General features: G+C 74.0%; 23 protein-coding genes and 1 tRNA gene. 15 read left to right on the plus strand and 9 right to left on the minus strand.

Translation table 11 applies throughout. From position 1 onward, the window contains the following. The coding region (locus ACXR2U_RS19440; RefSeq protein ID WP_458826735.1) for a hypothetical protein at positions 1 to 257 on the plus strand (257 nt) is incomplete at its 5' end. Here the strand turns inward: ACXR2U_RS19440 and ACXR2U_RS19445 are convergent. Together ACXR2U_RS19445 and ACXR2U_RS19450 are read right to left on the minus strand one after the other, a co-directional pair. Continuing rightward, positions 246 to 953, minus strand: coding sequence for a hypothetical protein (locus ACXR2U_RS19445; RefSeq protein WP_458826736.1), 708 nt, complete (start codon positions 951 to 953; stop codon positions 246 to 248). The two genes, ACXR2U_RS19440 and ACXR2U_RS19445, sit on opposite strands and share 12 nt — an antisense overlap. Further along, on the minus strand, positions 950 to 2,248 hold the full coding sequence (locus ACXR2U_RS19450) for a glycosyltransferase family 4 protein (protein ID WP_458826737.1): 1,299 nt from the start codon (positions 2,246 to 2,248) through the stop codon (positions 950 to 952). Before ACXR2U_RS19450 ends, ACXR2U_RS19445 begins: the two co-directional genes overlap by 4 nt. 120 nt (positions 2,249 to 2,368) lie before the next feature. On the opposite strand from ACXR2U_RS19450, the gene ACXR2U_RS19455 reads away from it, so the two are divergent. From ACXR2U_RS19455 to ACXR2U_RS19470, 4 genes are all read left to right on the plus strand, one after another. Further along, on the plus strand, positions 2,369 to 3,562 hold the full coding sequence (locus ACXR2U_RS19455; RefSeq protein WP_458826738.1) for a glycosyltransferase: 1,194 nt from the start codon (positions 2,369 to 2,371) through the stop codon (positions 3,560 to 3,562). Between the two features lie 61 nt (positions 3,563 to 3,623). Beyond that, the gene (locus ACXR2U_RS19460) at positions 3,624 to 5,237 is read left to right on the plus strand and encodes a lipopolysaccharide biosynthesis protein (RefSeq protein ID WP_458826739.1); all 1,614 of its coding nucleotides are present in this window, start codon (positions 3,624 to 3,626) and stop codon (positions 5,235 to 5,237) included. Beyond that, positions 5,234 to 6,094, plus strand: a complete 861-nt coding sequence (locus ACXR2U_RS19465) for a glycosyltransferase family protein (RefSeq protein WP_458826740.1) — start codon at positions 5,234 to 5,236, stop codon at positions 6,092 to 6,094. Before ACXR2U_RS19460 ends, ACXR2U_RS19465 begins: the two co-directional genes overlap by 4 nt. After that, positions 6,079 to 7,083: a glycosyltransferase family 2 protein gene (locus tag ACXR2U_RS19470; protein ID WP_458826741.1), complete on the plus strand. Its 1,005-nt coding sequence runs from the start codon at positions 6,079 to 6,081 to the stop codon at positions 7,081 to 7,083. The genes ACXR2U_RS19465 and ACXR2U_RS19470 overlap by 16 nt, the downstream gene beginning before the upstream one ends. On the opposite strand, the gene ACXR2U_RS19475 is transcribed toward ACXR2U_RS19470, so the two are convergent. Together ACXR2U_RS19475 and ACXR2U_RS19480 are read right to left on the minus strand one after the other, a co-directional pair. Then, a complete protein-coding gene (locus tag ACXR2U_RS19475) occupies positions 7,047 to 8,084 on the minus strand; it encodes a glycosyltransferase family 4 protein (protein ID WP_458826742.1) in 1,038 nt (345 codons plus the stop codon). The genes ACXR2U_RS19470 and ACXR2U_RS19475 overlap by 37 nt on opposite strands. Further along, positions 8,081 to 9,127: a glycosyltransferase WbsX family protein gene (locus ACXR2U_RS19480; protein WP_458826743.1), complete on the minus strand. Its 1,047-nt coding sequence runs from the start codon at positions 9,125 to 9,127 to the stop codon at positions 8,081 to 8,083. Before ACXR2U_RS19480 ends, ACXR2U_RS19475 begins: the two co-directional genes overlap by 4 nt. 69 nt (positions 9,128 to 9,196) lie before the next feature. On the opposite strand from ACXR2U_RS19480, the gene ACXR2U_RS19485 reads away from it, so the two are divergent. Both ACXR2U_RS19485 and ACXR2U_RS19490 read left to right on the plus strand, forming a co-directional pair. After that, positions 9,197 to 10,249, plus strand: a complete 1,053-nt coding sequence (locus tag ACXR2U_RS19485) for a glycosyltransferase (RefSeq protein ID WP_458826744.1) — start codon at positions 9,197 to 9,199, stop codon at positions 10,247 to 10,249. Then, positions 10,246 to 10,803 (plus strand): acyltransferase, encoded by a 558-nt coding sequence (locus tag ACXR2U_RS19490; protein ID WP_458826745.1) that lies wholly within the window; start codon positions 10,246 to 10,248, stop codon positions 10,801 to 10,803. The genes ACXR2U_RS19485 and ACXR2U_RS19490 overlap by 4 nt, the downstream gene beginning before the upstream one ends. Here ACXR2U_RS19490 and ACXR2U_RS19495 read toward each other — a convergent pair. Continuing rightward, positions 10,794 to 11,564: an O-methyltransferase gene (locus ACXR2U_RS19495; protein ID WP_458826746.1), complete on the minus strand. Its 771-nt coding sequence runs from the start codon at positions 11,562 to 11,564 to the stop codon at positions 10,794 to 10,796. The genes ACXR2U_RS19490 and ACXR2U_RS19495 overlap by 10 nt on opposite strands. A 75-nt stretch (positions 11,565 to 11,639) precedes the next feature. Here ACXR2U_RS19495 and ACXR2U_RS19500 point away from each other — a divergent pair, with 75 nt between their 5' ends. The 6 genes from ACXR2U_RS19500 to ACXR2U_RS19525 all read left to right on the plus strand — a co-directional run bounded on the left by ACXR2U_RS19500 (position 11,640) and on the right by ACXR2U_RS19525 (position 17,859). Then, positions 11,640 to 13,019 carry an O-antigen ligase family protein gene (locus ACXR2U_RS19500; protein ID WP_458826747.1) on the plus strand — a complete coding sequence of 460 codons (1,380 nt, stop codon included), beginning with the start codon at positions 11,640 to 11,642 and terminating at the stop codon, positions 13,017 to 13,019. Beyond that, positions 13,016 to 14,953, plus strand: a complete 1,938-nt coding sequence (locus ACXR2U_RS19505) for a glycosyltransferase (RefSeq protein ID WP_458826748.1) — start codon at positions 13,016 to 13,018, stop codon at positions 14,951 to 14,953. Before ACXR2U_RS19500 ends, ACXR2U_RS19505 begins: the two co-directional genes overlap by 4 nt. Beyond that, positions 14,950 to 15,579: a hypothetical protein gene (locus tag ACXR2U_RS19510; RefSeq protein ID WP_458826749.1), complete on the plus strand. Its 630-nt coding sequence runs from the start codon at positions 14,950 to 14,952 to the stop codon at positions 15,577 to 15,579. Before ACXR2U_RS19505 ends, ACXR2U_RS19510 begins: the two co-directional genes overlap by 4 nt. Beyond that, complete coding sequence (locus ACXR2U_RS19515; RefSeq protein WP_458826750.1) at positions 15,576 to 17,474, plus strand: DUF4012 domain-containing protein; 1,899 nt, start codon at positions 15,576 to 15,578, stop codon at positions 17,472 to 17,474. The genes ACXR2U_RS19510 and ACXR2U_RS19515 overlap by 4 nt, the downstream gene beginning before the upstream one ends. 34 nt (positions 17,475 to 17,508) lie before the next feature. Further along, positions 17,509 to 17,579, plus strand: a tRNA-Gly gene (locus tag ACXR2U_RS19520). A 73-nt stretch (positions 17,580 to 17,652) separates the two neighbouring features. Then, positions 17,653 to 17,859: a hypothetical protein gene (locus ACXR2U_RS19525; protein ID WP_458826751.1), complete on the plus strand. Its 207-nt coding sequence runs from the start codon at positions 17,653 to 17,655 to the stop codon at positions 17,857 to 17,859. A gap of 18 nt (positions 17,860 to 17,877) precedes the next feature. On the opposite strand, the gene ACXR2U_RS19530 is transcribed toward ACXR2U_RS19525, so the two are convergent. Next, positions 17,878 to 18,360 (minus strand): ribose-5-phosphate isomerase, encoded by a 483-nt coding sequence (locus ACXR2U_RS19530; RefSeq protein ID WP_458826752.1) that lies wholly within the window; start codon positions 18,358 to 18,360, stop codon positions 17,878 to 17,880. Between the two features lie 43 nt (positions 18,361 to 18,403). Between ACXR2U_RS19530 and ACXR2U_RS19535 the strand changes: the two genes are divergently transcribed. Next, a complete protein-coding gene (locus tag ACXR2U_RS19535) occupies positions 18,404 to 19,363 on the plus strand; it encodes a cytochrome c oxidase assembly protein (RefSeq protein WP_458826753.1) in 960 nt (319 codons plus the stop codon). Between the two features lie 18 nt (positions 19,364 to 19,381). Here the strand turns inward: ACXR2U_RS19535 and ACXR2U_RS19540 are convergent, their stop codons facing one another. Continuing rightward, positions 19,382 to 20,014: a mycothiol-dependent nitroreductase Rv2466c family protein gene (locus ACXR2U_RS19540; RefSeq protein WP_458826754.1), complete on the minus strand. Its 633-nt coding sequence runs from the start codon at positions 20,012 to 20,014 to the stop codon at positions 19,382 to 19,384. A 25-nt stretch (positions 20,015 to 20,039) separates the two neighbouring features. After that, positions 20,040 to 20,501: a peroxiredoxin gene (locus ACXR2U_RS19545; protein WP_458826755.1), complete on the minus strand. Its 462-nt coding sequence runs from the start codon at positions 20,499 to 20,501 to the stop codon at positions 20,040 to 20,042. 74 nt (positions 20,502 to 20,575) lie between these two features. Between ACXR2U_RS19545 and pepN the strand changes: the two genes are divergently transcribed. Continuing rightward, a complete protein-coding gene (gene pepN, locus ACXR2U_RS19550; protein WP_458826756.1) occupies positions 20,576 to 23,146 on the plus strand; it encodes an aminopeptidase N in 2,571 nt (856 codons plus the stop codon). A 52-nt stretch (positions 23,147 to 23,198) separates the two neighbouring features. Here the strand turns inward: pepN and ACXR2U_RS19555 are convergent, their stop codons facing one another. Beyond that, the gene (locus tag ACXR2U_RS19555) at positions 23,199 to 25,595 is read right to left on the minus strand and encodes a hypothetical protein (protein WP_458826757.1); all 2,397 of its coding nucleotides are present in this window, start codon (positions 25,593 to 25,595) and stop codon (positions 23,199 to 23,201) included. Positions 25,596 to 25,888: the final 293 nt, after the last annotated feature.

A 25,888-nucleotide genomic window follows, 5' to 3' on the forward strand; every position in this document is an offset into this window, starting at 1 on the left:
TCCTGGCCGACGCCGCCGCACCGCCCGCGGCCCGCGGGCTGCTGCGGATCGTGGAGGCCCCGCTGCGCCGTCGGCCGGGTCTGCTCTGGGCGGAGCTCGTGCCCAGCCGCGGGTTCATGACCCACCTGGACCCGGCGGCGGCCGAGGGCCGCCTGGCCCTGGTCCACGCCCACGTCCGCCGGTGGACCGGCCTCGGTCGCACCCTGGTCCCCGCCGCCCGGGCCCTGGCCCGGGCGCAGCGCACCTCATCGCGCTGACGCGAGCAGCTCCAGCAGCGGACGGACGACCTCCACGGCATCGGGCCGGACACCCACCGCCGCGGGCGCGCCCTCGGCCACGGCAACCACCGCGACCAGCGCGTCCTCGGGGCGCGAGCGGGCGCACACCGTGTTGTCGAGCAGGTGCAGGACGGCCTCGGCGGGCGGGACCACCGACCAGCCACACCCGTGCACCGCGGCGGCCTCGTACCGCAGCACCGCCACGGCACCGACCGGGAGCGGCCCGTCCGGCAGCGGCCCGGCGACGGGGCGGTCCACCCGGCCGTCGGGCGTGCGCATCGTCAGCGGACGCGGGTACGGGAGCACCCGGCCGTCGGGCGTGAGCGGGGCGTACTCGTCGGAGCCGTAGGTCGCCCCCGCCTCGAGCAGCGCCGCGACCAGCGTCGACTTGCCCGCGTGCGACCGTCCGGGCAGCAGCAGGGCCCGACCGCCGACCGCCACCACCCCGGCGTGCACGAACACGAGGTCCTCGGCGTGCTCGGCCACGAACAGCTGGAGCTCGGCGAGCACGTCGCGCGTGTCGGCCGGGTCGTCGACCCGGAAGACCGCGTCGGGTTCGGCACCGGTCGGCCTCCACCAGAACGGCAGTCGGGCGGTGACGGCCGCCAGCGCCGCGTCCGCGACCTCGAGCCCGACCACCACGCCGTAGCCGGTGCCGACCAGCCGGTGGGTCACCGTCGCCCGCGCACCCGGTCGAGCGCGCCGACACCCACGTCGACCACCGCGCCCAAGGCCCGGGTGGCCGGGACGTCGCGCCGCAGCACCGGCAGCGCGAACGGCCGCGGGTTGCCGCCGATCCGGGCCGGTGCCCCGAACTCGGCGGTGGCCGCGGCCCGGCCCACCGCCGCGGTCGGGGCGGTGCCGGCCAGGGCGGTCTCGTAGAAGGCGAGCTGGTCGCGGGCCAGCGCGTCCCAGGTGACGGTGCGACCCAGGCCGGCCGAGCGGAGCGTCGTCCACCGCCCGGCGTCGGCCGCGAGGTCGCCGACGGCCGCGGCGAAGGCGGCGTCGTCGTACTCGGGGGTGAGCACCCCCTCCGCGCCGACGACCTCGGGCAGGCTGCCGCTCGCCGCGGCCGCCACCACCGACCCGCAGGCGTGCGCCTCACCGACGACCCGGCCGAACTGCTCGACCCAGGTCTCGGTGGCGCGGCTCGGGACGAGCGTGACGTGCCACGAGCGGTACCGGGCGGCGATCCCCGCGGCGTCGGTCCACCCGATCAGGTCCAGGCGGTCGGCCACGCCGAGCTCGCGGGCGAGGGCCTGCGCGGTGGCGGCCTCCGGTCCCTCTCCGACGACCTCCAGCCGGCTGGGCCGCACCCGGTGCGACACGGCGAGGGCCCGGACGGCCGCGGCGAGTCCCTTCTCGGGCACCAGGCGCCCGGCGAGCCCGAGCACGAAGACGTCGTCGTCGTGGCGCTGCCCGCCCGCGTGCATCGTCGTGGGCTCGACGCCGTACGGCAGCACCCGCACCGGGCCGGCGAAGCCCTTGCCGCGGGCCACGCTCGCCGCCTGCCGGCTGCACGGGTACAGACCGTCGAGCCGGCGCAGCGCCGCGCGTTCCCAGCCGGCGAACGGCGGCGGGAAGCGCTTGTCGATGTTCTGGGCCGTGTACCCGACGACCGTCTGCCCGGCGTCGAGCACCGACAGCACCTGGTGGGTGACCGCTCCGAACGGCTCGGCCTGGACGTCGACCAGGTCCGGACGCACCCGGTCGAGCACCCGGCGCAGGGCGTCGGGGTCCCGGAAGCGGTGGTTGTTGACGTTGCCCGGTCGCAGCACCGGCAGTTCGACGACCTCGAACGGTTCGGCCGTACCGGTGTCGCCGCCGCCGGGCCAGCGGTCCGGGACCACGAGGACGACCCGCACACCGAGCGCCGCCAGCGCCCGGTCGCGGGCCCGGTGGTCCGGGTCGCGCGCGGCGTGGAAGAACCGGAGGACGACGGGTGCGTCACCGGCGGGGTGCGGGGGCACGTCCGCAGTCTGGGCGGAACCGGCCCTGCTGTCGCGCCGAGTCCGCGTGTCCGATCTCTTCCTACGTTTAGTCTGCGTGAGTAGATAGCGGATCTTCTCATCTCACCTAGACTTAACACCGTGCACACGACGCCAAGCCGGGTGGTCATCGTCCACGACTACCTGACCCAGCGCGGCGGGGCGGAACGCGTCGTCCTGGACCTGCTCGACGCCTACCCGGGCGCCACGGTCGTGACCTCGTGCTACCAGGCCGACGCCACCTACCCCGAGTTCGCGGAGCACGAGGTGCGGACGCTGTGGCCGGACCGGCTGCCCTTCCTCGCCCGTGACCCCCGGCGCGCGTTCCCGTTCCTCGCCGGTGCGTTCGACCGGGTGCGCATCGACGCGGACCTGGTCGTGTGCAGCAGCAGCGGCTGGTCCCACCGCGTGCGCACCGACGCCCCGAAGATCGTCTACTGCCACAACCCCCCGCGCTGGCTCTACCAGCCGCACGACTACCTGCACGTCGTCCCGGCCTGGCTGCGGAGGACGTTCGTCGCCGTCACCCACGGCCTGCGACGTTCCGACGTCCTCGCGGCGCAGGACGCCGACGTCTACGTCGCGAACTCCACGGTCGTCGCGAGCCGCATCGCCGCCACGTACGGCCGGCAGGCCCGGGTGCTGCACCCCGCCGCGGGCCTCGCCGCGGACGGTGCGCGCACCCCGGTCGAGGGCCTCGAGCCCGGCTTCCTGCTGACGGTCGGGCGCACCCGCGGCTACAAGAACACCGAGGCGGTCTGCCGCGCCGTCGCGTCGTTGCCGGACCAGCGGCTCGTCGTGGTCGGCGGCGTCCCCGACGGCCTCGAGCACCCGCGGATCACCGGTCTCACCGACATCGACGACGCCACCCTGCGGTGGCTGTACGCGAACGCCGCGGGGCTGGTCGCCGTCGCCGCCGAGGACTTCGGGCTCACCGTGGTCGAGGCCCAGGCGTTCGGCACCCCGACCGTCACCGTGCGTCGCGGCGGGTACCTCGACAGCACCATCGAGGGACTGACCGGCGTGTTCGTCGACGACGACGACGCCGCGTCGGTGGCCGAGGGCATCCGGGAGTTGCACCGCCAGCGGTGGAACTCCGAGCAGATCGAGGCGCACGCGGCACGGTTCTCCCGGGCGGCGTTCCGCGCCCGCATCCGCGACCTCGGTGAGGAGATGCTCGCCGCACCCGCGGAGGTGGCGCGCTTCGACTCCGCCCGCGTGTCGCACCGCGCGTCCGACCGGGCGACCGCCACCGCCCCCGGCTCGGAGTCGTTCGAGGCCCCGCTGAGCGCCTGACCGGCCGGTGGGCGCGATCGCAACGAGGGAAGGGGCAGGTGTGGCGGCGCAACCCCCGGCCGTGACGTCCCCCCCGGGTGACACCCGCCCGCCCGAGAGGGCTGACGGCCGCGCGTACCGCGCCCGACTCCAGCGCGACGTGGTCTCCGGGTCGCTGTGGACGGTGCTGGCGGCGGTGCTGACCTTGCCGGTGACCTTCGCCGCCAACCTCGTCGTCGTCCACGCCCTCGGGGCGCAGCGGTACGGCCACCTGGCGCTGTCGGTCAGCGTCTACGCCATCGTGGTCATCGTCCTCAACAGCGGGGTCAGCGACGCCACCGTCCAGTGGCTCGCCGCGGCGCACGCCCGCGGTGACCGGGCCGCCGAGACCGACCTCGTCCGGCGCTGCGTGGCCTACCACGTGATGGTGGAGGCGCCTGCGGTCGCCGTGGTCACGGCGGTCCTGCTGCGCGGTGCCCCGCTGCCGGTGCTGGTCGGCGGTGTCGCCGCCGCCGTCGTCACCCAGGTGCTCGGGACGTCGTCGGTCGTGCTCACCGCGACCGCGCGCAACGCGACCGCGGCCCGGATCTCGCTGGTGGTCACGCTGGGCACCCAGGCGGCACTGGCCGGCGCGGCCACCACCAGCCACGTCGCCCCCACGGTGTTCGCGGCGCAACTCGTGGCGGCGCTCGCCGCACCGACGCTCGCCTGGCTGGCGGTCGACACCCCGACCCGGCGCGCGCTGCTGCGGCCCGGCCCGCTGTTCGGCTGGCCCGAGGGGTTCCGCCGCTACGCGTGGGGGGTCGGCGCCGGGAGCGTGGTCACGGCCGCGGTGTTCGGGCGCAGCGAACTGTTCGTCCTGTCGGCCTTCCACGACGCCGCGGCCGTCGGCCTGTTCGCCGTCGCCGCCGCGCTCGCGGCCCAGCTCACCGTGCCGATCGACAGCGTCATGGGCCCCCTGCTGCCCGCGGCCGCCGCACTGGTCGAGACCGCCCCGCACCTCGCGACCGACGCCGTGCTCCGCGGCGTCCGCGTCAGCGCCACACTGGCCGCCCTGACCGCGGCCGTGGCCGTCGCTCCGGCCGCGGCGGTCGTCGACCTGGTCTACGGCGACGCGTTCGAGGGCGCCCGCGGTGCGGTGCTCGTACTGGGCGTCGTGAGCTGCCTGCAGTCCACCGCCCACCCGGTGCTGGTGTTCGCCCTCGCCACCCGGGGCGCCGGCCAGGTCCTGCGCGTGAACCTGGTCTGCCTCACGGTCGACGCCGCGGTGGCGGTCGCGACCGTGCCGTTCCTCGGTCTCGCGGGCGCGGTCGCCGCGAGCGCGCTGGCCCAGGTGCTGTCCGTCGTGCTCGTGGCCCGGGTCGCGGCGCGCCGGCTCGGCCTGCCCGCCGGGGCGTTGGTCCGTGCCGGACGAGCCGTGCTGCTCGCACCGGCGCTCACGGCTCTCGCCACCGCCGCCGCCGTGCCCCTGCACGGATCGTGGTGGGCGGCGGCCGCCTCGGCGACGGTCGGGGCCGGGTCGGTGCTGGTCCTGTTGGCCGCGGTGCCGTCGCTCCGGCTCAGCCGCGCCGACGCCGACGCCATCATCGGGGCGTCCCCCCGCCGGCTGCTGCCCGTGTTCACGCTGGTGTTCACGCGCGCCCCGCTCACCGTGCCGCCCCCGGTCCCGGAGCGCCTCGACGAGGTGACACTGTGACGCGCCGGATCGCGGCCTACGTCATGCTCGCCGAACCCTGGTTCCTGGCCGAGAGCATCCGGTCGTACTACGACGTCGTCGACCGGCTGGTGATGTCCTTCGACCGTGACCACCGCAGTTGGACCGGCCGCGCCCTGCCGGTCGACGAGCTGCTCGCGGTCGTGCACGACCTGGACGTCGACGGCAAGATTGTCGTGGCCAGCGGGTCGTTCTCCTCGACCGACGTGCCGCCGCTGGTCAACGAGCACGCGCAACGGCAGAGCTGCCTCGCGGCCGCGGGCGACGCCGACTGGGTGCTGCAGATCGACACCGACGAGGTCCTGCCGAACGTCGAATCGTTGTTGCGTGCAACGGATCATGCGGCAGCCGCGGGGCGGGGCGCGGTGGAGTACCCCGCGCGCTGGTTGTACGCGTCGCTCGGTGGCGACCGCTACCTCGAGGGGAGCACCCGCTTCTGGCGCAGCTCGGCGCACTACCCCGGCCCGCTCGCCGTGCGTCCGGACGTCGAACTGACCCTGGCCCGGCAGACGTCCGCGCCGCTGTGGCGGGTCGACCTGCGCACCCGCAACACCGACCCGCTGCACGCGGCCGACGCGCCGGTCGACGAGGTCGTGCCGCTGGCCGACGCGGTCCTGCACTACACCTGGGTCCGACCCGAGGAAGCCCTGCGCCGCAAGGGCCGCTCGTCCGGCCACGCCCACGACTTCGACTGGGACGCCGCGATCGACCGGTGGGCGTTCCGCACCCGGCACCCCTGGCTCACGACCCTCGGCAGCCCCGTCCCCCGCCGCCCGCACCCGCGTCACCTGCGGGTCGCCCGGGTCGACGGCCCGCGCCCGGCGTGGACGTCGTCGTGAACGCGACCACCGCGGTCGTGGTGCTGAACTGGAACGGCGGCGACGACACGATCGCGTGCCTGTGCTCGCTGGCGTCGGGCGATCTGGGCGTGGTCCGCTACGTCGTCGACAACGGCTCGACCGACGACAGCGCCGACCGTGTCGAGCGCAGCGGCCTCGCCGACGTCGTCATCCGCACCGGCGCCAACCTCGGCTACGCCGGCGGCAACAACGCCGGTCTCGAGCGGGTCCTGGCCGACGGGTTCACCCACGTGGCCGTGCTCAACAACGACACCGTCGTGGCCCCCCGCGCGATCAGCGAGCTGGTCGCCACGCTCGTCGCGCGTCCGGACGCCACCTCGGCCGCCGTGAGCCCGCGCATCGACGTCGAGGACGACGGCCGCCTCTGGTTCGCCGGCGGCGTCGTCGACCGCGGCTGGCCGCGGCACCTGCAACCGCCGGAGGTCGCGGGGCGGTCCGGGGTGGTCGAGACCGACCTGCTGACCGGCTGCGCCCTGGTGGCCCACCGTGACGTATGGGCCCGAACCGGCGGTTTCGACGAGGGTTTCTTCCTCATCTTCGAGGACAGCGACTGGTCGGTGCGGGCGCGCTCGCGCGGGGTCACGCTGCTGGTCGACCACGACGTCACCGTCGCCCACAAGGTCTCGCGCAGCTTCCGTGCCCCTCGTGAGCGACGGCTGGCGAGCTACTACTTCGTCCGCAACGGCCTGGTGTTCGAGGCCAGATGGGCACGCCGTCACCTGCTCCGCTTCGTGCTGACCTGGATCGTCCGGCCGACCGCGCGGGCGGTGCGCGACCGGCAGCTCGACCGCGACCTCGCCCTGCGGTGGTGGGCGCTCGCCGCCGCCCTCACCCGGCGGCGCGGGCCGGCGTCCACGCGCCTCGCCCGGTTCGCCGGCGCGCCCTCCGGTGTGGACACCGACGCCCGCGTCGACGACGGAGGTGGGAGCTGTCACCCACCTGCGCGCGGCGAGGTCGTCGTCCGGTAGAGCTCCTCGTAGCGGTCGACCACCCTCCGGAGGTCGAACAGCCGGCTGCGTTCCAACCCGGCCGCACCGAGGGATTCCCGGGCGGCGTCGTCGGTGAGCAGGTCGACCAGCACGGCACCGAGGTCCCGGTCGTCGCAGATCCGACCGGCGCGACCGTCGTCGAGCACGAACCGGGCGCCCACGTTGCGGGTGGCGACCACCGGGGTGCCGCTGGCGATGGCCTCGGCGTAGGGGATGCCGAACCCCTCGTAGCTGCTGGGCAGGCAGAACACCCACGCCCGGCGGTACAACTCGGCGAGCGCGTCGGTGTCGACCCGGCCCCACCGCACCACGCCGGGCGCGTCCGGGGCGTCGGTGCAGACCATCCAGAGTTCGGCGTCGGGCACGGCCGGGAGCACCCGGTCGGCGAACTCCTGCATGAGCAGCGCCCCCCGCTTGCGCTGGTGGTAGGTGCCGACGAACAGCACGGTCGGGACGCCCGCACGGCCACCTGCCGGCGGCGAGAACACCGCGGGGTCCACCCCGTTGGGGACGACGCGGCGCACCCACGGCGTCCAGCGGCGGGTGGCGGGCGAGACCACCACGGTGGTGTCGGCGACGAACGTCGCGAGCACCTCGGACAGGCCGAGCACGAACATCCGCAGGCGCGCGAGGAACCCGTGGATGTGCAGGGCCTCGTCGAAGCAACTGCCATGCAGCGTGCGAATGTGTGTGGGGCGTGGACGGCCCGTGAGCAGGTAGTCGTCGCCGTGCGCGTGCAGCACGTCGAACGCGGTGAAGTCGACCCGCCGCATGGCGGCCGCGAAGCGGAACGTCCGCAACGCTCCACCCAGCCGCACCACCTCGGTGCGGTACCGCGCGCCCGGCCCGGCCTCGCAGGCGCTGAAGACGGTGACCTCGTGGCCACGGTCGACCAACGCCTCGGCCAGCACGTGCACCTGGTGGCCGACCCCGATCTTGCTGCCGCCGGGCAGGTACTGCGAGATCATGGCGACCTTCACCGGCCCACGCCCAACTCCTCCGCGAGGACCTCGAGGTAGCCGTGTCCGAAGCGGCGGTCGGGCTCGAGGTGGTTGCCCTCGGCCCACTCGTTCCACGACTTCACGAACAGCAACCGCTCCTGCTCGGACCGGTCCGCCACGTGCTCGACGGCCGCTCGGACGTGCACCCGGAACCGCTCGGGCGTCGCGCCGTCCAGCACCACGCCGTGACGGCCCGAGCGCGGGGTGTTGTCCCAGTTGGGGTAGACGCACGGGATGACGTCCTCGCCCGGCGGTACCGGGAGCGGCGTGTCGGCGTAGGGGTAGCGCTCGGGCAGGCGCAGCTTGCGACCGACCCGCATCCGCAGCCGGCTGCGGGGATCGGTGCGCGCCGGCATCCGCACGTACACGCCGGCGTCGAAGCCCGCCCCCTCGGTGAGGCTGTACCTCGGCCCGGCGCCCAACAGGTCCGACAGTTCGGCCACGAGGTAGAGCCCCGGCAGACCCGCGGCCCGGGCCATGTCCTGCCAGCGGTCGACGAACGCGGCGGCGTCGGGCAACTGCTCGGGCCGGAACACGTAGAACACCGGCCGGTCGTCCACCCGCAGGTACCGCTCGTCGCGGAACGCCGCGAGCACGTGGTCGAAGTGCCGCTGGTCGTCCTCGGCGCCGGGGTAGCGCTGCTCCACCAGGACCCGGTCGGCAGCGCCGTGCCAGATGCCGGTCCACGTCTGGTTGGCCCAGGCCAGGCAGAACCCCACCGAGGGTCGCCCGCTCGCGAGCACCTCCCTGAACGGCCGCTCGAGCAGGCGACGACCGCCGCCGAACCAGTAGTGCCAGTAGCAGAAAGCCTCGACGCCGTAACGGTTCGCGAGCTCGGACTGCGCCTCACGCACCTCGGGCACCCGCAGGTCGTAGAAGCCCAGGTCCGACGGCAGGTCGGGCTGCCGGTGGCCGGGGTAGAGGCGTCGGGCCCGGGTGACGTTGGTCCACTCGGTGAACCCGGTGCCCCACCACGCGTCGTTCTCGGGCACGGGGTGGAACTGCGGCAGGTAGAAGGCCACGGCTCGCGCCTTCAGCGGACGCTCGTGACCGGCGCGCCGCTCCCTCACCGATGTGGCAGCGTGCACCGGGTGACCCCCCGACGTGTGGGCGTGCTGTCCCTCGAGCCCTGGGACGACGTCTGGCGCCGCAACCAGCACCTGGTCGCCGCCCTGCTCGCGACGGGTCTCGTGGGCGACGTGGTCTTCGTCGAACCGCCCGCCGCTCGACGGCCGCGGCGGTTCCGTCCGCGGCCGGGGGTGGAGGTCGTGCGCCCGCCGCTCCTGCTGCCCCGCCGGCTCGGCGGCCTGCGGTTCGCCGCGCTGCTGCTGCGCTCCGGACCGCTGCGCCGGGCCGAGCTGCTCTGGGTCAACGACGCCCCGCTCGGCGTGCACCTCCTGCGGGGGCGCCGACCGGTCGTCTACGACGTCACCGACGACTGGCGCACCGCGACCATGGATCCGCGTCCGCTCGCTCGACTGGTCGCGGCCGAGGACGAACTCACCCGCCGGGCGACCGTTGTCGTGTGCAGCGATGAGCTGAGGGAGCGGTGGCGACAGCGGTACGGCACCAGCCCGGCCGTGGTGCGCAACGGGGTCGACGTCGAGGCCTACCGCACGGCCCGTCCGCGGCCCCTGACCGGACCCGGCCCCCACGTCGGCTACGTCGGCAGCCTCCACGGCGACCGCCTCGACGTCGAACTGGTGCAGGCCCTCGCCGCCCGTGTCGCGCCCGGCACCGTGCACCTCGTCGGCCCCGACCACTTCTCCACCGAGGACCGGAACCGACTCGAGGCCACGGACGGCGTCGTCCTCGAGGGTGCGGTGCCGGCGCGGGACGTCCCCGGGTGGACGCTCGGGATGGACGTGCTGATCTGCCCTCACCGGATCACACCGTTCACCCGGAGCCTCGACGCCATCAAGGCGCACGAGTACCTGGCCAGCGGGCGTCCGGTCGTGGCCACCGCGACGAGCGGGTTCGACCGGCTCGACCCGCGTCCCGGTCTCTGGGTCGGGACGCCGGAGGGTTTCGTCGAGGCCGTCGTCGCGGCGGTCGACGCACCGGTGGCGGGCGAGGTCGGTCCGCCACCGGCCTGGACCGACCGGGCGAGGGAGTTCGCCCGGGCCTGGCCGGTGACCACGTGAACTCCCCCGCGCTGCCGGTGCGGCTGCGGCGCCGCGTCGAACGCGACCTGCGCCTGGTCGCGGCGAACTCCCGCTCGCCACGCGCCCGCTTCGGCCGGGGCTGCGACGTCCGTGCCGGGTTGGTGCTGACCCTGGAGGGGCGGGGCCGGGTCGACGTCGGACCGGACTGCGTGCTCGACCGGGGGCTGACGCTGTGGTCCGCGGGCGTCGTCGAGATCGGCGCGAACACCGTGCTCGGCCACCACGTCACCCTCGCCGCCCGCGACCGGCTCACGATCGGCCGCGACTGCCTGCTGGCCGAGCTGGTGTCGGTGCGCGACCACGACCACGCCCTCGACCGCACCGACGTGCCCATCGCCCAGCAGGGCGAGCGCACCGCACCGGTGCGCATCGGCGACGACGTGTGGATCGGCGCCAAGGCCACCGTCGTACGGGGCGTGACGATCGGTGACCACGCGGTGGTCGGAGCCGGCGCGGTCGTCACCGCCGACGTGCCCGACTGGGCCGTCGTCGTCGGCGTCCCGGCGCGGGTGGTGCGCTCGCGTCATCCCTGAGCCACCTCGGGCGTCACGATGACGCCGAGGTCGGTGCCGGCCAGCCGGGCGAGACCCCTGCCCGCCGCGGCGGTGACGATGCCGCGGACGAGACCCGCCCAGTACGCGGTGAAGTCGTCGAACACGATCACCCCGCCGGGCGCCACGACCCGCAGCGCGGTGCGGGTGTCGACCAGTCCGTGCTCGAGGTCGTGGGCGCCGTCGACCACCACGAGGTCGAACCGGCCGGCGTAGGGGGCCGGGTCGAAGGCGGTGCTGTCCTCGAGCAGTTGGGTCACCCGGGACGCGGCCGGGCTCGCCCTGAAGCGGGATCCGACGCCGTGGCCGTCGAGGTCGACCGGTGACTGCGAGGCGTCGAAGGCCCCGGGCGGCAGGTCCAGGGTGACCACGTGCCCGTCCTCCGGCAGCGCCTCGGCGAGCACCGCCGTGGTGCCGCCGTCGTAGGTGCCGATCTCGAACACCTCGCGGACACCGCGGCCCGCGACCAGCGCCTGCAGCACGACCCGTTCCGAGGCGCCGAGGCTCCAACTCCCCCGCCGACCCCACGCCGAGGCCACCGCGACGTCGGGCACGGCCTCGAGGTCGACGAGGTCGGCGAGCTCGACCTCCGGCAGTCCGGCCAGCAGGGCCGCGGCGGCGGCCTCGACGGGCTGCCGCCCGACCTCGCGCAGGTACCGCCGGCGCCGCTCCCCGCCGGACAGCAGGTTCTCCCGCATCGCCGTGGACAGCGTCGAGGCGAGGTAGGCCGCGCGAGACGTCATGGGGGGCTCCTGGCACATGAGGTGAAGCTGCCGTTAAGAGCGTAGCCTGATGATCATCGCCGCGCGGCCCGAACCGTGGCGGCCGATCCCGCTGCCCCCACCCCCGACCTGGAGCGGCCGATGACGCTGGAGCTCTCCGCGCGCCGTGCCGGCCTGCTGACCGCGGGTCTGGCGCTCGCGGCGGCCCTGGGGTGGGTCGCCGCCAAGGCCGCGCTGCACAGCGGCTTCCTCGTCATCGCGATCTGCCTGCTCCCGCTGGTCCCCGCCCTGGTCCTGCGGCCGCGGGTCGCCGCCATCGGTGCGATCGCCCTGCTGCCCTTCCAGATCAGCGTCGTCGGTGACGCCGCGGGTGGGCTGCAGGCCTCGGTCAGCGACGTGCTGCTGTTCGCGGCCGCGGGCGGCCTGCTGGTCGCGGTCAGCCAGGACGCCGAACTGCGCCACCGCCTGGGGGTGCTGCGTCCCCTCCGACCGCTGTTCGGCCTCTACGTCGCCGCCACGATCGTCGTCTCGGCACCGCACCCGGACCTCACCACGGTGGTCAACGTCGTGCAGCGCATCGAGATCGTGCTGGTCCCCCTGGTGATCGGGGCGTTGCTCGTCGACGCGGTCGTGGCCCGCGTCGCCCTGACGCTGTTCGTGGTCGCGGCGTGCGTGCTCGCGGCGGCGTGGCTGCTGCCGCACTCCTCGACCGACTCGGTGCTCGGCGTCCAGAAGAACCCCGCGGGCCAGTTCGTCGTCGACGCGGTCATCCTGCTCATCGCCGCGATGCGCGGCCGGCCGTGGCGGTGGGGGCTGGTCGCCGTGCTGCTCGTCGCGGTCTACGCGACCCAGAGCCGCGGCTCGCTCATCGGCCTGCTCGCCGCCCTGCTCGTGCTCACGGCGGTGCGGGTCCGCGACCCGCTGCAGTTCACGCTGCGGATCCTCGCCGCGGGCGCCGCGATCGCGCTGGTCTACGTCTCCCAGCCCGACGACGTCCAGCAACGCATCCAGGGCACGACCACCGAGGTCCAGTACAGCGACCGCACGCGCCGCACCTACGCCGACGACGCGGTCGAGCTCATCAGGGCGAACCCGTGGATCGGCGTGGGCATCGGCAACTACCGGACCGGCGAGGTCAGCGACCTGACGTACACGACCGACCCGCACAACGTCGCACTGCTGGAGACGGCCGAGGGCGGCGTCCCGCTCATCGCCGCGTTCGTCGTGCTCCAGGTCGGCACCGTCGTGCTGCTGGTGCGCCGACGCCGGCACACCTGGGCGGTCGTCGCCGTCGCCCTGCAGACGTCGGTGCTGGTCCACTCCCTGTTCGACGTGTACTGGGTCCGCGGCACGCCCGTGCTCGCCTGGCTGGTCGTGGGCATGGCCATGGCCGCGGCCGCCGCCCCCGAGTCCCGCCGCGACACCGCCGACGCCGCCGGTCCGGCCGTCCCTGCCGTCCCCGCCACGGTGCCGTGAACGCCGAACGCCCCCGCGCCGTCGTGGTCGTCGCCTTCGGCCGACCCGACCTGCTCGACGACGCCCTGACCAGCGTGGCGAGCGAGACCGTCGTCGTCGTCGACAACTCGTCCTCGGCCGCGGTCAGGCACGTCGCGGAGACCCACGGCGCGCAGTACCTCGACCCCGGCGGCAACCTCGGGTTCGCCGCGGGGGTCAACCGGGGACTCGCGCGGCTCGGCGGCGGGCGCGACGTGCTCCTGCTGAACCCGGACGCCCGCCTCGCGCCGGGCGCGTTCGACCGCCTGCAGGCCGCGTTCGACGGGGCCGACCGGCTGGCCGCCGTGGCGCCGCACCTCACCGACGTCGACGGTGCGCCGCAGCGGGTCGCCTGGCCGTACCCCTCGCCCGGCCGCATGTGGCGCGAGGCACTCGGGTTCGCCAGCCGTGCCCCAGGCGGGCCGACGTTCGTCGTCGGTGCCGTCCTGCTGCTGCGGGCCGAGGCCCTCGCGGACGTCGGCCCCCTCGACGAGCGGTACTTCCTCTACGCCGAGGAAGCCGACTGGCAACGCCGGGCGCTCGCCCGGGGCTGGCACTCGGCCGTGGTGGCGGAGGCGTCGGCGGTGCACGTCGGCGGCGGCACCAGCGGGGGACCCGGACGGCAGCAGGCGTTGTTCCACGCCGGTCAGGAGACGTACGTGCGGCGGTGGTGGGGCACCGCCGGGTGGACGTCGTACCGGGCCGCCGCTGTGGTCGGCGCGGGAGTGCGCGCGGTCGTCCTCCCCGGCCCGCGCGGCTCGACCGCGCGCGGACGGCTGCGGCTGTACCTGCGCGGGCCGAGGCGGATCGCGGGCGTCAGCGTGGGTCGGCCGACCGCCCCGGCCCTGCGGATCACCCACGTGGTGGTCACCGACGCCGCCGCGGGCACCGAGCGACAGGTGGCCCTGACGGCCGCGACCCAGTTCCGGGCCGGGCACGACGTTGCGGTCGTGGGCGGCGACCAGGCGTTCCTCGCCGCCGCCCTGCCCGCGGGCGTCGTCCGCCGGCCCGGCGCCACCGCGCTCGCGGCCGCCCGGGCGGTGGCGACGCTCGGCCGGCGCGACATCGTCCACGCCCACCTCACCACCGCCGACCTGGTCGCCGCGCTGACCAAACCGTTGCACGGCGCAACAGTCGTCTCGACGCGTCACATCGCGAAACCCCGCGGCAGCAGCGGCCCCGCCCGCCTGGCGGCGCGCCTGGCCGAACGGGCCATCGCCCGCGAGATCGCGATCAGCGCGTTCGTGGCCGCGGCGGTCGGGCGCGACGCCGTGGTCGTGCCCAACGCCGTCGCGGCCGACGACCGCGGGCCGGACCTCGCCGCGCGACGCGTGCTGGTGGCCCAGCGGTTGGAGCCCGAGAAGGCGACCGACCTCGCCGTCCGGGCGTGGGCCGCCTCGGGTGCCGCGGCCGCGGGGTGGCGGCTCGCCATCGCCGGTGACGGCTCGGAGCGCAGCGCCCTGGAGGACCTCGTGCGCGTCGAGGCGGTCGAGGGCGTCGAGTTCCTCGGCTGGGTGCCGGACGCCCGCGACGAGATGGTGCGTTCGTCGGTGCTGCTCGCGACCGCACCCGCCGAGCCGTTCGGACTCACCGTGGTCGAGGCGATGAGCCTGGGCCTGCCGGTGGTGGCGGCGAGCGGCGGCGCCCACCTCGAGACGGTCGGCGCAACGCCGGACCCACTCCTGTTCCCGCCGGGCGACGTCGCCGCCGCCGCGGCCGCGCTGCGGGAGGTGACCCGGCTCCCCCGTGCGGAGCTGGCCGCTCGAGGCGACCGGTTGCGCGACGACCACCGCCGTCGCTTCACCCCCGCCGGTCACCAGGTGCGGCTCGACGTCGTCTACCGCGCCGCGGGCGCGGGGTCCGGGTTACCCTTGTCAAGTTCGCGTGAAGTTTCTCCGTCGCCCCTGAGGTCGTGACACCGGTGTCCCAGGCTCGCCGTCTGCTGCTCGCCCCGCTGGTCCTGCTCCTGCTCGCGCTGGGCGCGGGCTGGGCCGCGACGTCCTCGGCGGCGGCGCCCTGCCCCTACGTCGGCACCTGCTCGCCGACCATCGGGGTCACGATCCCGACCATCGCCGCCGGGGCCACCCAGAGCTTCACCGTCGGCGGCTTCACGCCGGGTGACCGGATCACGCTGACCCTGACCTACCCCGACGGCCGCGTGGCCGTCGTGACCGTCGTGGCCGACGCCCAGGGCAACGCCACCGGCACGTTCGTCGTGCCCGCGGACGCCTCGGGCACGGTCACCCTGACGGCCACGGGATCGGCGGGCGACACCGCCTCGACCACCTTCGTCGTCATCGGCGCCGACCCGACTGACTCGCCGACGGACTCGCCGACCCACTCCCCCACTGACTCCCCGACCGCGGGCGTCCCGACCTCCGGAGGCGGTGCCGGCACGGGCGGCTCGCCGGACTCGTCCGGCGGCGGCCTGGCGTACACGGGCGCCGCGGTCGGCGGCATCGCCGTGGTGAGCCTCGGCCTGCTCGTCGCCGGCGGCGTCCTGCTCGTCCTCGGCCGTCGCCGTCGCCCGCTGAGCCCGTGAGGCGGCGTCGGCGCGGCGGAGACGCCGACCCGGCGCCCCCGCCCGATTCCACCGGGGACACCGCGAACCTCGGGGACACCGCGGACGCCGAGCCGCCTGCGACGCGGGGCGAGAGCCACCGGGCCGCGGTCCGACTGCGACGTCGCCGGCGGCGGATGCGCCGCACCGGGTGGGTGTGCCTGTTGTTCGGGTTGCTCGCGGTCGGTACCGGCCTCTGGGTGACGGTCACCGCGGTCGCGGCGCGGTCGCACCTCATGGCCGTCGCCTCCGGCATGACGCAACTGGAGCAGCACGTGCGCGACGGCGACACCGACGCCGCCCGCGCCGACACCGCCCGCGCCGCGTCCGAGGCGGGCGCAGCGCACCGGCTCACCGGCGGCCCGGCGTGGTGGGTCGCCGCCCGCGTGCCGTTCGTCGGCGACCCGGTCCGCACCGTGCAGGGCGTCACCGACGCCGCGTACGTCCTGACGTCGTCGGTGGTGCCGTCCGTCGTCGACGCCTCGGTGGACCTCGATCCCGCGACCCTGCGCCGGGCCGACGGCAGCATCGACGTGGCCCGCATCGCCGAGGTCGCGCCGACCGTCATCGCCGCGACCGACCGGGTGCGCGCGGTGGCCTACGACCTGCGCCAACTGCCCCGCACCACCTGGCTCGGGGCGGTCGACGACGCCCGCGCCACGGTGGCCGACACCGTCGGCCGGTTCGCCGGATCACTCACCGGCGTCGACACCGCCGTCCGCACGTTGCCCGCCCTGCTGGGTGCCGACGGCCGCCCGCGCACCTACTTCGTCGGGTTCCAGAACAACGCCGAGTCCCGCGGCAGCGGCGGGGTACCCGGCGCGTTCGGCATCCTGCGTGTCGGCGACGGCCGGTTCGAGTTCGTGCACTTCGGCGACGACTCGGAGTTCGACGGCGTGCGGACCTCGCTCGACCTCGGGCCGGATTTCACCGCCCACTACGGCAGTTTCGCCCCCACGACGACCTACCTGAACTCCACGGTGTCGCCGGACTTCGCCGACACCGGCCGCATCTGGACCGCGATGTGGGCGGCGAAGACCGGTCAGCGCCTCGACGGCGCGATGTCGCTCGACCCGACCGCGCTGTCCTACCTCCTGGCGGCCACCGGCCCGGCAACGCTCGCCGACGGCACCACCGTGAGTGCCGACAACGTCGTCGCGCTCACGCAGGCCGACGCGTACGCGAAGTTCCCGAACGGCGACGACAACGCCGCTCGCCGCGCCTATCTGCGTGACATCGCCCGCACGGTCGACGAGCACGTCGTCAGCGCGTCGGCCGACAGCACCACGATGCTGCAGCAGGTCCGCCGGGCGGTCGACGAGCGCCGTCTGCTCGTGTGGAGCGCCGACCCCGCCGTGCAGGCCGACCTCGCCGACACCGCCCTCGGCGGCACGCTGCCCACCGGCGAGGGCGCGTTCGCAGGCGTCGTCCTCGACCAGGCACAACCGACCAAACTCGACTACTACCTGGACGGGTCGATGGCCTGGGCGCGATCGGGCTGCGGCGACCGGCGCGACGTCACCGTGACCGTGACCCTGCGCAACAGTGCTCCGGCGAGCGGCCTGCCCGTCTACGTCACCGGGCTACCCGGCACCACGACCGGTCCGGCCGGCACGAACGTCCTGATGCTCGACTACCTCGCCACGACGGGCAGCCGGTTGCTGGGCGCGACCGTCGACGGTCGCCCGGCGTACGTCGAGAGCGCGACCCAGGCCGGGCACCCGGCGTGGCGGTTCGAGGTGGCGATCGCGCCCGGGGCGACCTCGACGGTCGTCCTGCGGCTGCACGAACCGGCGGCGGCGGGCGGCACACCGATCGTGCTCCGGCAACCGCTGGTGCACCCGCTCGAGGTCACGACCTCCGACAGCAGCTGCTGACCGACCGGCCCGGTAAGGTCGCTGCCGACCACCCGCGGGCGTAGCTCAATGGTAGAGCCACAGTCTTCCAAACTGTTGACGGGAGTTCGATTCTCCTCGCCCGCTCGTGACCGACCAGCCGGAACGCCGGACGGGCGAGGACCGGCGCAGTGACCGCCCCGGTCCGATCCCCGGAGGCGTGGAACGGCGCCGCGACGACGCCGACCGTCGCACCCCGCCGCGACCGGCCCGCCGCGACGACCTCGCCGGCATCGGGCGCACCGCCCTGTCGCCCAGCGCCGCGCTCCGCGCCCGCGACCTCGACCGGCCCACGCCCGAGGACCTCGCCCGCGCCGAGGCCGAGCTGACGATCGTGCGGCGGAACTGGACTCCTCCGCCGTCCTGAACGCGCCGGCGGGGAGGCTCAGACGTCGTTGAGCGTGGCCCCGCCGGGCAGCTCGCCGCTGGCCTCCCAGGAGTGCAGCTCGTCGATGCGGCGCTGGTGGCGGGCGGCGCCGGAGAACGGCGTGGCGAGGAACAGCTCGACCAGCGAGGTCGCGACCTCGGTGGAGTGGTTGCGGGCGCCGATCGAGACGACGTTGGCGTCGTTGTGCTCGCGGGCCAGGCGCGCGGTGTCGTCGTTCCACGCCAGGGCCGCCCGCACGCCCGTCACCTTGTTGGCGGCGATCTGCTCGCCGTTGCCCGACCCGCCGATGACGACGCCGAGCGACCCGGGGTCGGCCACGACCCGGCGGCCGGTCTCGATGCACGGCGCCGGGTAGTCGTCCTGGTCGTCGTAGGTGGCGGCGCCGACGTCGACGACGTTGTGGCCGTTGCCACGCAGCTGCTCCACCAGGTGGGTCTTGAGTTCGAAGCCGGCGTGGTCGCTGCCGAGGTAGACGCGCATGCGCCGATCATGCCGCTCACCCCCGCGGAGCACGATGGCGGGCGTGGCGTCACTCCTGTCCCCGGTCGCGGTGCCGGACCACCCCATGGGGTTCGGCGGCCTGGTGACCGCGTGGACGCTGCAACCCGCCGCGGTCCTGGTCGCCGTCGTGGTGCTCGTCCTCTACGCCCGGGCCGTCGCCCGCACCCCCGGGTGGCCGGTGCGGCGCAGCGTCGCGTTCGGGATCGGCGTCGCAGTGTTCGTGTGGACGTCGTGCGGGTTCCTCGAGCTCTACGGGCACACGCTGTTCTGGGTCTGGACCGTGCAGGCGCTGGTGCTGCTGCTGGTCGTGCCGGTGCTCGTGATGGCGGGGCAGCCGCTGGAGCTCGCCCGCCGTCGCCGGGCCCGGCTGGGGCGGCTCACCGACACCGCGCCGGGCCGGGTGCTCACCAGCCCGGTCGTGGGGCCGCTGCTGGTCCCGGCCGTCACCTCGGTCCTGGTCTTCGGACCGCTCGCCGGCTGGGCCGTCGCCCACCCGCCGGTCGAGTGGCTGACCCAGCTCGGGGTGCTGGTGGTCGGCTGCGCGATCGCGTTGCCGCTGGTGGCGGCGTCGTCGCGCGCGACCTCGCTCGCGGTCGGCCTGGCCCTCGCGGTGGGGGTGTTCGAGCTGCTGCTCGACGCTGTGCCCGGTTTCGCGCTGCGGTTCCAGACCCACATCACGACGGCCTACTTCGACCTGCGCCCGGCGGCGGACCAGCTGGTCGCCGCGCTCACGCCGATCAAGGACCAGCAGCGCGCCGGCGGGATCGTGTGGGTGGTCGCGGAACTGCTCGACCTGCCGTTCGTGATCCTGCTGTTCCGGCAGTGGGTGAAGGCCGACGCCCGCGACGCGCGGAGCGTCGACACCGTGCTCGACGCCGAGGCGATCGCCCACCGGGCGTCGGCCCCCTCGGACCCGGCGGTGGGTGACACCACCCGGCCGTGGTGGGAGTCCGACGACCGGCTGCGCGACCGCTACCGCTGAGTCCCCCGGTCTCGGACCTCAGTCCTCGATGCCGGGGACCGCGCGGGGGGCCTCGGTGCGGGTGCGCTTGAGCTCGAAGAAGTAGGGCATCGCGGCGAGGGCCTTGGCGCCGTCCCACATCACGCCCGCCTGCTCGCCGGTCGGGATGCGGGTGATGACGGGGCCGAAGAAGGCCGTGCCCTCGATGTGGATGACCGGGGTGCCGACGTCCTCGCCCACCGGGTCCATGCCCTCGTGGTGGCTCTTGCGCAGCGCGTCGTCGTACTCGGTGGAGTCGTAGGCGTCGGCGAGGGCCGGGTCCAGGCCCACCTCGGTGAGGGCCTCGGCGCACAGTTCCTTCGAGAACTCCCGTCCCTCCACGTGCCGCTTGGTGCCGAGCGCGGTGTAGAGGTCGCGCAGGGACTCGGTGCCGTTGGCCTGCTCGGCCGCGATGCACACGCGCACCGGACCCCAGCCGCGGTCGAGCATCTCCTTGTACTGCTCGGGCAGGTCGTCCCGCCCGGAGTTCAGCTCCGACAGCGACATCACCCGGAAGACGGTGTGGACGGGCCGCACCTTCTCGACCTCGAGCATCCACCGCGAGGTGGCCCAGGCGAACGGGCACAGCGGGTCGAACCAGAAACCGACAGGAGCCGTCTCAGAAGTCGTCACGCGTTCAACGATAGAACGGTGTTGGTCAGGCGGCGAGGGCCTTGAGGGCGTCGTCGGCGTGCACGTCGAACTTCATCTCCGAGCCGATGACGGCCTTGACCACACCGTCGGTGCCGATGACGAAGGTCTTGCGCTTCACCGGCGCGAGCTTGCCGAGCAGCCCGCGCTTGACGCCGTACGCGGTCGCGACCTCGCCGGACTCGTCCGACACCAACGGGTAGCCGAGCTGGTTCCCGGTGTCGAAGGCCTTCTGCTTGGCCACGGCGTCGGTCGAGATGCCGATGCGGTGGGCGTGGTGGGCCGCGAACTCGGCCGCGAGGTCACGGAAGTGGCACGCCTCCTGGGTGCAGCCGCCGGACGACGCGATCGGGTAGAAGAACAGCACGACCGGACCGGTGCGCAGCAGCTCCGAGAGCGTGACGGTGTTGCCGTCCTGGTCGGGGAGCGAGAACTCCGGCGCGCGGTCGCCGGCAGACAGGGTGGCCATGACCACGCATCGTGGCGGACCCCGAGACCGGTTCCACGGGTGGGGTGATGTCACGGCTGGCAGACTCAGGACTCATGGACGTCCCGAACCTCACCCGTGACGACGCGCGGGTCCGCGCCGATCTCCTGCACGTCGACGCGTACGACATCACCCTCGACGTCACGGCCCCCGACCGCTCCCCCGCGGAGCGCACGTTCCGCAGCCGCACCGAGATCCACTTCACCGCGTCGCAGCCGGGCGCGTCGACCTTCGTCGACCTGCTGGCCGAGACCATCCACGAGGCGACGCTGAACGGCGCCCCGGTCGACACCTCGGCGTACGAGCCGGTCGACGGCCTGGTGCTGGTCGACCTCGCCGAGGAGAACGTGCTGGTCGTCGACGCCGAGATGCGCTTCACCAACACCGGTGAGGGCCTGCACCGCTTCCAGGACCCGGTCGACGGCGAGGTCTACCTCTACTCGCAGTTCGAGACCGCCGACGCCAAGCGGGTCTACGCCTGCTTCGACCAGCCGGACCTCAAGGCGACGTTCACCGTGCGGGCCACCGTGCCGTCGCACTGGGAGGCCGTGAGCAACGGCGCCGAGGAGTCGGCCACGGCGACCGGCTCGGGCGCGAAGACCGTGCAGTTCGCGACCACCGCCCGCATGTCGCCGTACATCACCGCGTTCGTCGCCGGGCCGTACGCGGTCTGGCGCGACGAGCACGAGGGCATCCCGCTGGGCATCTACGCCCGCCGCAGCGTGGCCGAGCACGTCGACGTCGACGACCTGTTCCTGCTGACCAAGCAGGGTTTCGACTTCTACCACGCGAACTTCGGGCTGCGGTACGCCTTCGGCAAGTACGACCAGCTCTTCGTCCCGGAGTACAACGCGGGCGCGATGGAGAACGCCGGCTGCGTCACCTTCAACGAGGGCGCCTACATCTTCCGCAGCAAGGTCACCCAGGCCCGCTACGAACGGCGGGCCGAGACGATCCTGCACGAGATGGCCCACATGTGGTTCGGCGACCTCGTGACCATGCGCTGGTGGGACGACCTGTGGCTCAACGAGTCGTTCGCGACCTGGGCCGCGACGCTGGTCTCCGCGCAGGCCACCCGCTTCACCGACGCCTGGACCACGTTCGCCAACGCCGAGAAGACGTGGGCGTACCGGCAGGACCAGCTGCCCTCGACCCACCCGATCGCCACCGACGCCCCCGACGTCGAGACCGCCGAGGTCAACTTCGACGGCATCACCTACGCCAAGGGCGCGAGCGTGCTCAAGCAGCTCGCGGCCTACGTCGGGGTCGACAACTTCCTCGCCGGGCTCCGCGACTACTTCGCCGAGCACGCCTACGGCAACACCACGCTGTCGGACCTGCTCGGCGCGGTCGAGAAGTCCTCCGGACGCGACCTGTCGTCGTGGTCGAAGGAGTGGCTGGAGACCACCGGCGTCAACACCCTCGCGGCCGACTTCACCGTGGCCGACGACGGCACGTACGCCTCGTTCGCGATCGTGCAGGAGGCCCCCACCGAGGTCGCGACCTCGAACGTGCTGCGCTCGCACCGCCTGGCGATCGGCCTCTACGACGACGTCGACGACCGCCTCGCCCGCACCCACCGGGTGGAGCTCGACGTCACCGGCGAACGCACCGAGGTCACCGAGCTCGTCGGACGCCCGCACGCGGCGTTGGTCCTGGTCAACGACGACGACCTCACCTACGCCAAGCTGCGCTTCGACGACGACAGCGTGCGGGTGCTCCGCGGCGGCGGCCTGGCCCGGATCGGCGAGACGCTGCCGCGCGCGCTGATCTGGACCGCGATGTGGAACATGACCCGCGACGGCGTCCTCGCCACCCGCGACTACGTCGAGCTGGTCGCGAGCAGCCTCGACGCCGAGACCGACATCGGCCTGGTGCAGATGGCGCAGCGGCAGGTCGCCCGCGCGCTCGAGGTCTACGCCGACCCGGCGTGGGCCCCGGAGGGTCGGCAGCGCTGGGCCGCGCGGGCGCTGGACGGCCTGTGGTCGGCCGCGCCGGGTTCGGACCACCAGCTGGCGTGGGCGCACGCGTTCATCGCGTCCGCGTCGAGCGGGTCCGGCGACCTGGAGGTGCTGTCGGGCCTGTTCGACGGCTCCGCGCCGGTCGAGGGCCTCGCCGTCGACAACGACCTGCGGTGGTCGCTGGTGCAGGCGTTGGTGTCGCGCGGAGCCCTCGGCGAGAGCGACATCGCGGCCGAGCTGGCCAACGACAACACCGCCGCCGGCGCCCGCGCCGCAGCCGCCGCCCGCGCGATGATCCCGACGCCGGAGGCGAAGGAGGCGGCCTGGCACGCGGCCACCGTCGACGACACGCTGCCCAACGACGTCACCCGCGCCTACATCGGCGGCTTCGCGCCGTGGAACCAGGCCGAGCTGGTGGCGCCCTACGCCGAGCGCTACTTCGCCGACGTCGCGACCGTGTGGTCGCGCCGCACCAGCGAACTGGCCCAGGACGTCGCCGTCGGGCTGTTCCCGTCGTGGAGCTCGACCACCGACGAGCACACCCTGGCCCTGGCCGACCGCTTCCTCGCCGGCACCGACCTGCCGTCGTCGCTGCGCCGGTTGGTCAGCGAGGGCCGTGACGACCTGCGCCGCGCCCTCCACGCGCGGGGGGCCGACCACGACTGACCGCTGGACGCACGAACGCCCCGGCCGCTCACGAGGTCGGGGCGTTCTGCGTTCAACCGCCGCGGATCGCGTTACCGGCGGTCGAGATCGCCGTGCACGTCGTCCCGCCCGGGATGCAGGAGACACCGGTGAGGTACGGCGTCTGACCGCCCGACCCGCTGTCCACCAGGACGGGAGCCGACCAGGTGCCGCCCTGCCGGACCGCCGCGCGCCCCGTCGAGTCGACCAGGACGCAGAGGGCGGCCGACGCGCACGACAGCGCGTTGACGTCCGGGTCACCCGAGCTGACCGCGGGTGACCAGGACGTGCCGTCCCAGTCGAAGACGTCACCGACGCGGTCGGCCGCCACACAGACGGTGACCGAAGGACACGAGACGTTCTGCAGACCGTGGTCCTCGTCGACGGTGCGGGTCGGCTCCCACGCGCCGTTGCGGTAGACCGCCGCGTTGCCGTTCCCGCCGACCGCGACGCAGGTGCCGGCCGCCGGACACGACACGTCGCTGACCCCGCTCTCGAAGTGCGCGATGTCGCCGCCGTCCTTCCACCGGGTGCCATCGGAGAACGAGATCCCGCCGGACTGGTCCCCCGCGGCGCAGAAAGCGTCAGTCGGGCAGGAGATCGTCGACGTGAACGACGACAACGTCGTCCCTGTCAGCTTCGACCATGACTTCCCGTCGAAGCGGGAAACCTGTCCCCGTTCGGTGATCGCGACGCAGTACGTGGCGGAAGCACACGAGACACCTGCCAACGGCTGGGAGTTGGTCACCACGGTCAGCTCGCTCCAGCTCGTTCCGCCGTACACCGTGGCGTGACCCTTCGACCGGGAGAGCAGGTAGCTCGAGTCGACCGCGACGCAGAACGCCTCTGAAACGCACGAGATGCCCCGGAGCGACCCGCCGAGCGGGCTGATCTCCTGCGGCGGCGACCACGTGGTCCCGTCGAACCGGGCCCCCGCACCGTCGTAGTCCACCGCCCAGCAGTTGCTCGCACCTGCACAGGCGAGGTCGCTCACCACGCTGGTCGTCACGGCAACGGGCCCGGACCATGACGTTCCGTTCCACCGCAGGACGCGACCCGCGGCATCGCCGGCGAGACACGACGTGGCCGCCGCACAGACGACCGACCGGAGTGACTTGGAGTCCGACAACGTCGACATGGACCAGCCGGAGCCGTTCCACACGTAACTGCCGGATTCGCTGACCGCCGTGCAGAAGGTGGCCGACGCACACGAGACGTCGGAGATGTAGTTGAACGCGGTCTGCAGAGGCGGTGACCAGACCGTGCCGTCGAAGATCGCGACGCGTCCGTCGTAGTCGCCCGCAGCGCAGAAGGTCGCCGTCGGACAGGAGACCTTCAGCCCACCCATGTTCGCGCTGGCACTCGTGGTGAACGTGCGGAACCCGTCGTGGCTGGTGAACGCCCGGCCCGAGTTGTCCACCGCGATGCACGTCGTCGCGTCGGGGCACTGGAGCGCGTCGATGTACCCACCTATGCCGTTGTTGACACTGACGTGCCGTGCCGCGCTCCACGACGTCCCGTCCCACACCACGACATCCCCCTGCAGGTCACCGGCCACGCAGAACGACGGCGAGGTGCACACGAGCGACTGGAGCGACTGCTGATTGGCGACCAGCGGCTCACCCCAACTCGTCCCGTCCCAGAACGCTACGTTGTGGGCGTCTCCGGCAGCACAGAACGTCGCCGTGGGGCAGGAGACGTCCGACAGGCCCGTGCCGTCGTTGTCGATCTTCGTCGGTGAGCCCCACCGGAACGACGTGTCGGCGAGGTAGTAGCCGGCGACGTCCACGATGAGGTCGACGGCCGTTCCTCCACCCCTACCGTTGCGCAGCGCAACGGTTCCGCCGTCGCTGGCGCCCACCGTGACGAGGTTCGCCACCGTCTGTCCTGCGGCGTAGTTCACGCTCGAGGTCGTCGGAGCGTCATCGCCTCCCGGGTAGGCGGTCACGTATCCAGCGCCGCGGGCGCCCGTGGCGGTCACGTTGAGGACGACGGCGGCCACCCCGGAATCGCGCACCCCGCCCCGACCGGTCACCTGGAGCGCGATCGCCGCGCCGCCGGCCAGTTGCCCCTTCGGCGCGCCCAGACCGGCGCGGGTGTCGAGTACACGCGCCGGGTCGACCGGAACGAAGGCGCCGGCCGCAGCAGCGATGCCGTCGCGGTAGTAGCCGAAGACGTCGGCCACGAGGTCGAGCGACCCGGTGCCTGTGCGCGGGCCGTCGAGCAGGTCGACGACCCCGTCGGCGCCGACTTCCACGGTCACGAGGTTCGGTGTGGGACGTCCCTTGACGTGGTTGAGGTTCGACGCCACTGGCACGTCGGTGCCCGCCGGGTACGCAGTGACGTAACCCGCGGCCGTCGCGCCGGTCGCCGTGAGGTTGAGGACCACCGCACCGACGCCCGTGGCGGGTACGCCACCGCGGCCAGTCACCTGCAGGGGGAGGATCTGCCCCGACCGCACTCGGGCTCGAGGCGCTCCGACGCCCGCCCGCGTGTCCAACACCCGTGAGGGCTGGACTGCGACGAAGCTGCCCGCGACAGTCGTCGACCCTGCGACGAAGTAGCCGACGACGTCTGCGACCAGATCGGCGGAACCGCTGCCTCCGAGGGGACCGTTGCTCAGCGCAACAGCGCCGCCGTCACTCAGCCCGACCGTCACAGCGTTCGCGACCGCGCTGCCCGCGCTGTAGTTCACGTTCGACGCCGTGGGCGAGTCAGTGCCTG

This window comes from Jatrophihabitans sp. YIM 134969 (genome assembly GCF_054456675.1).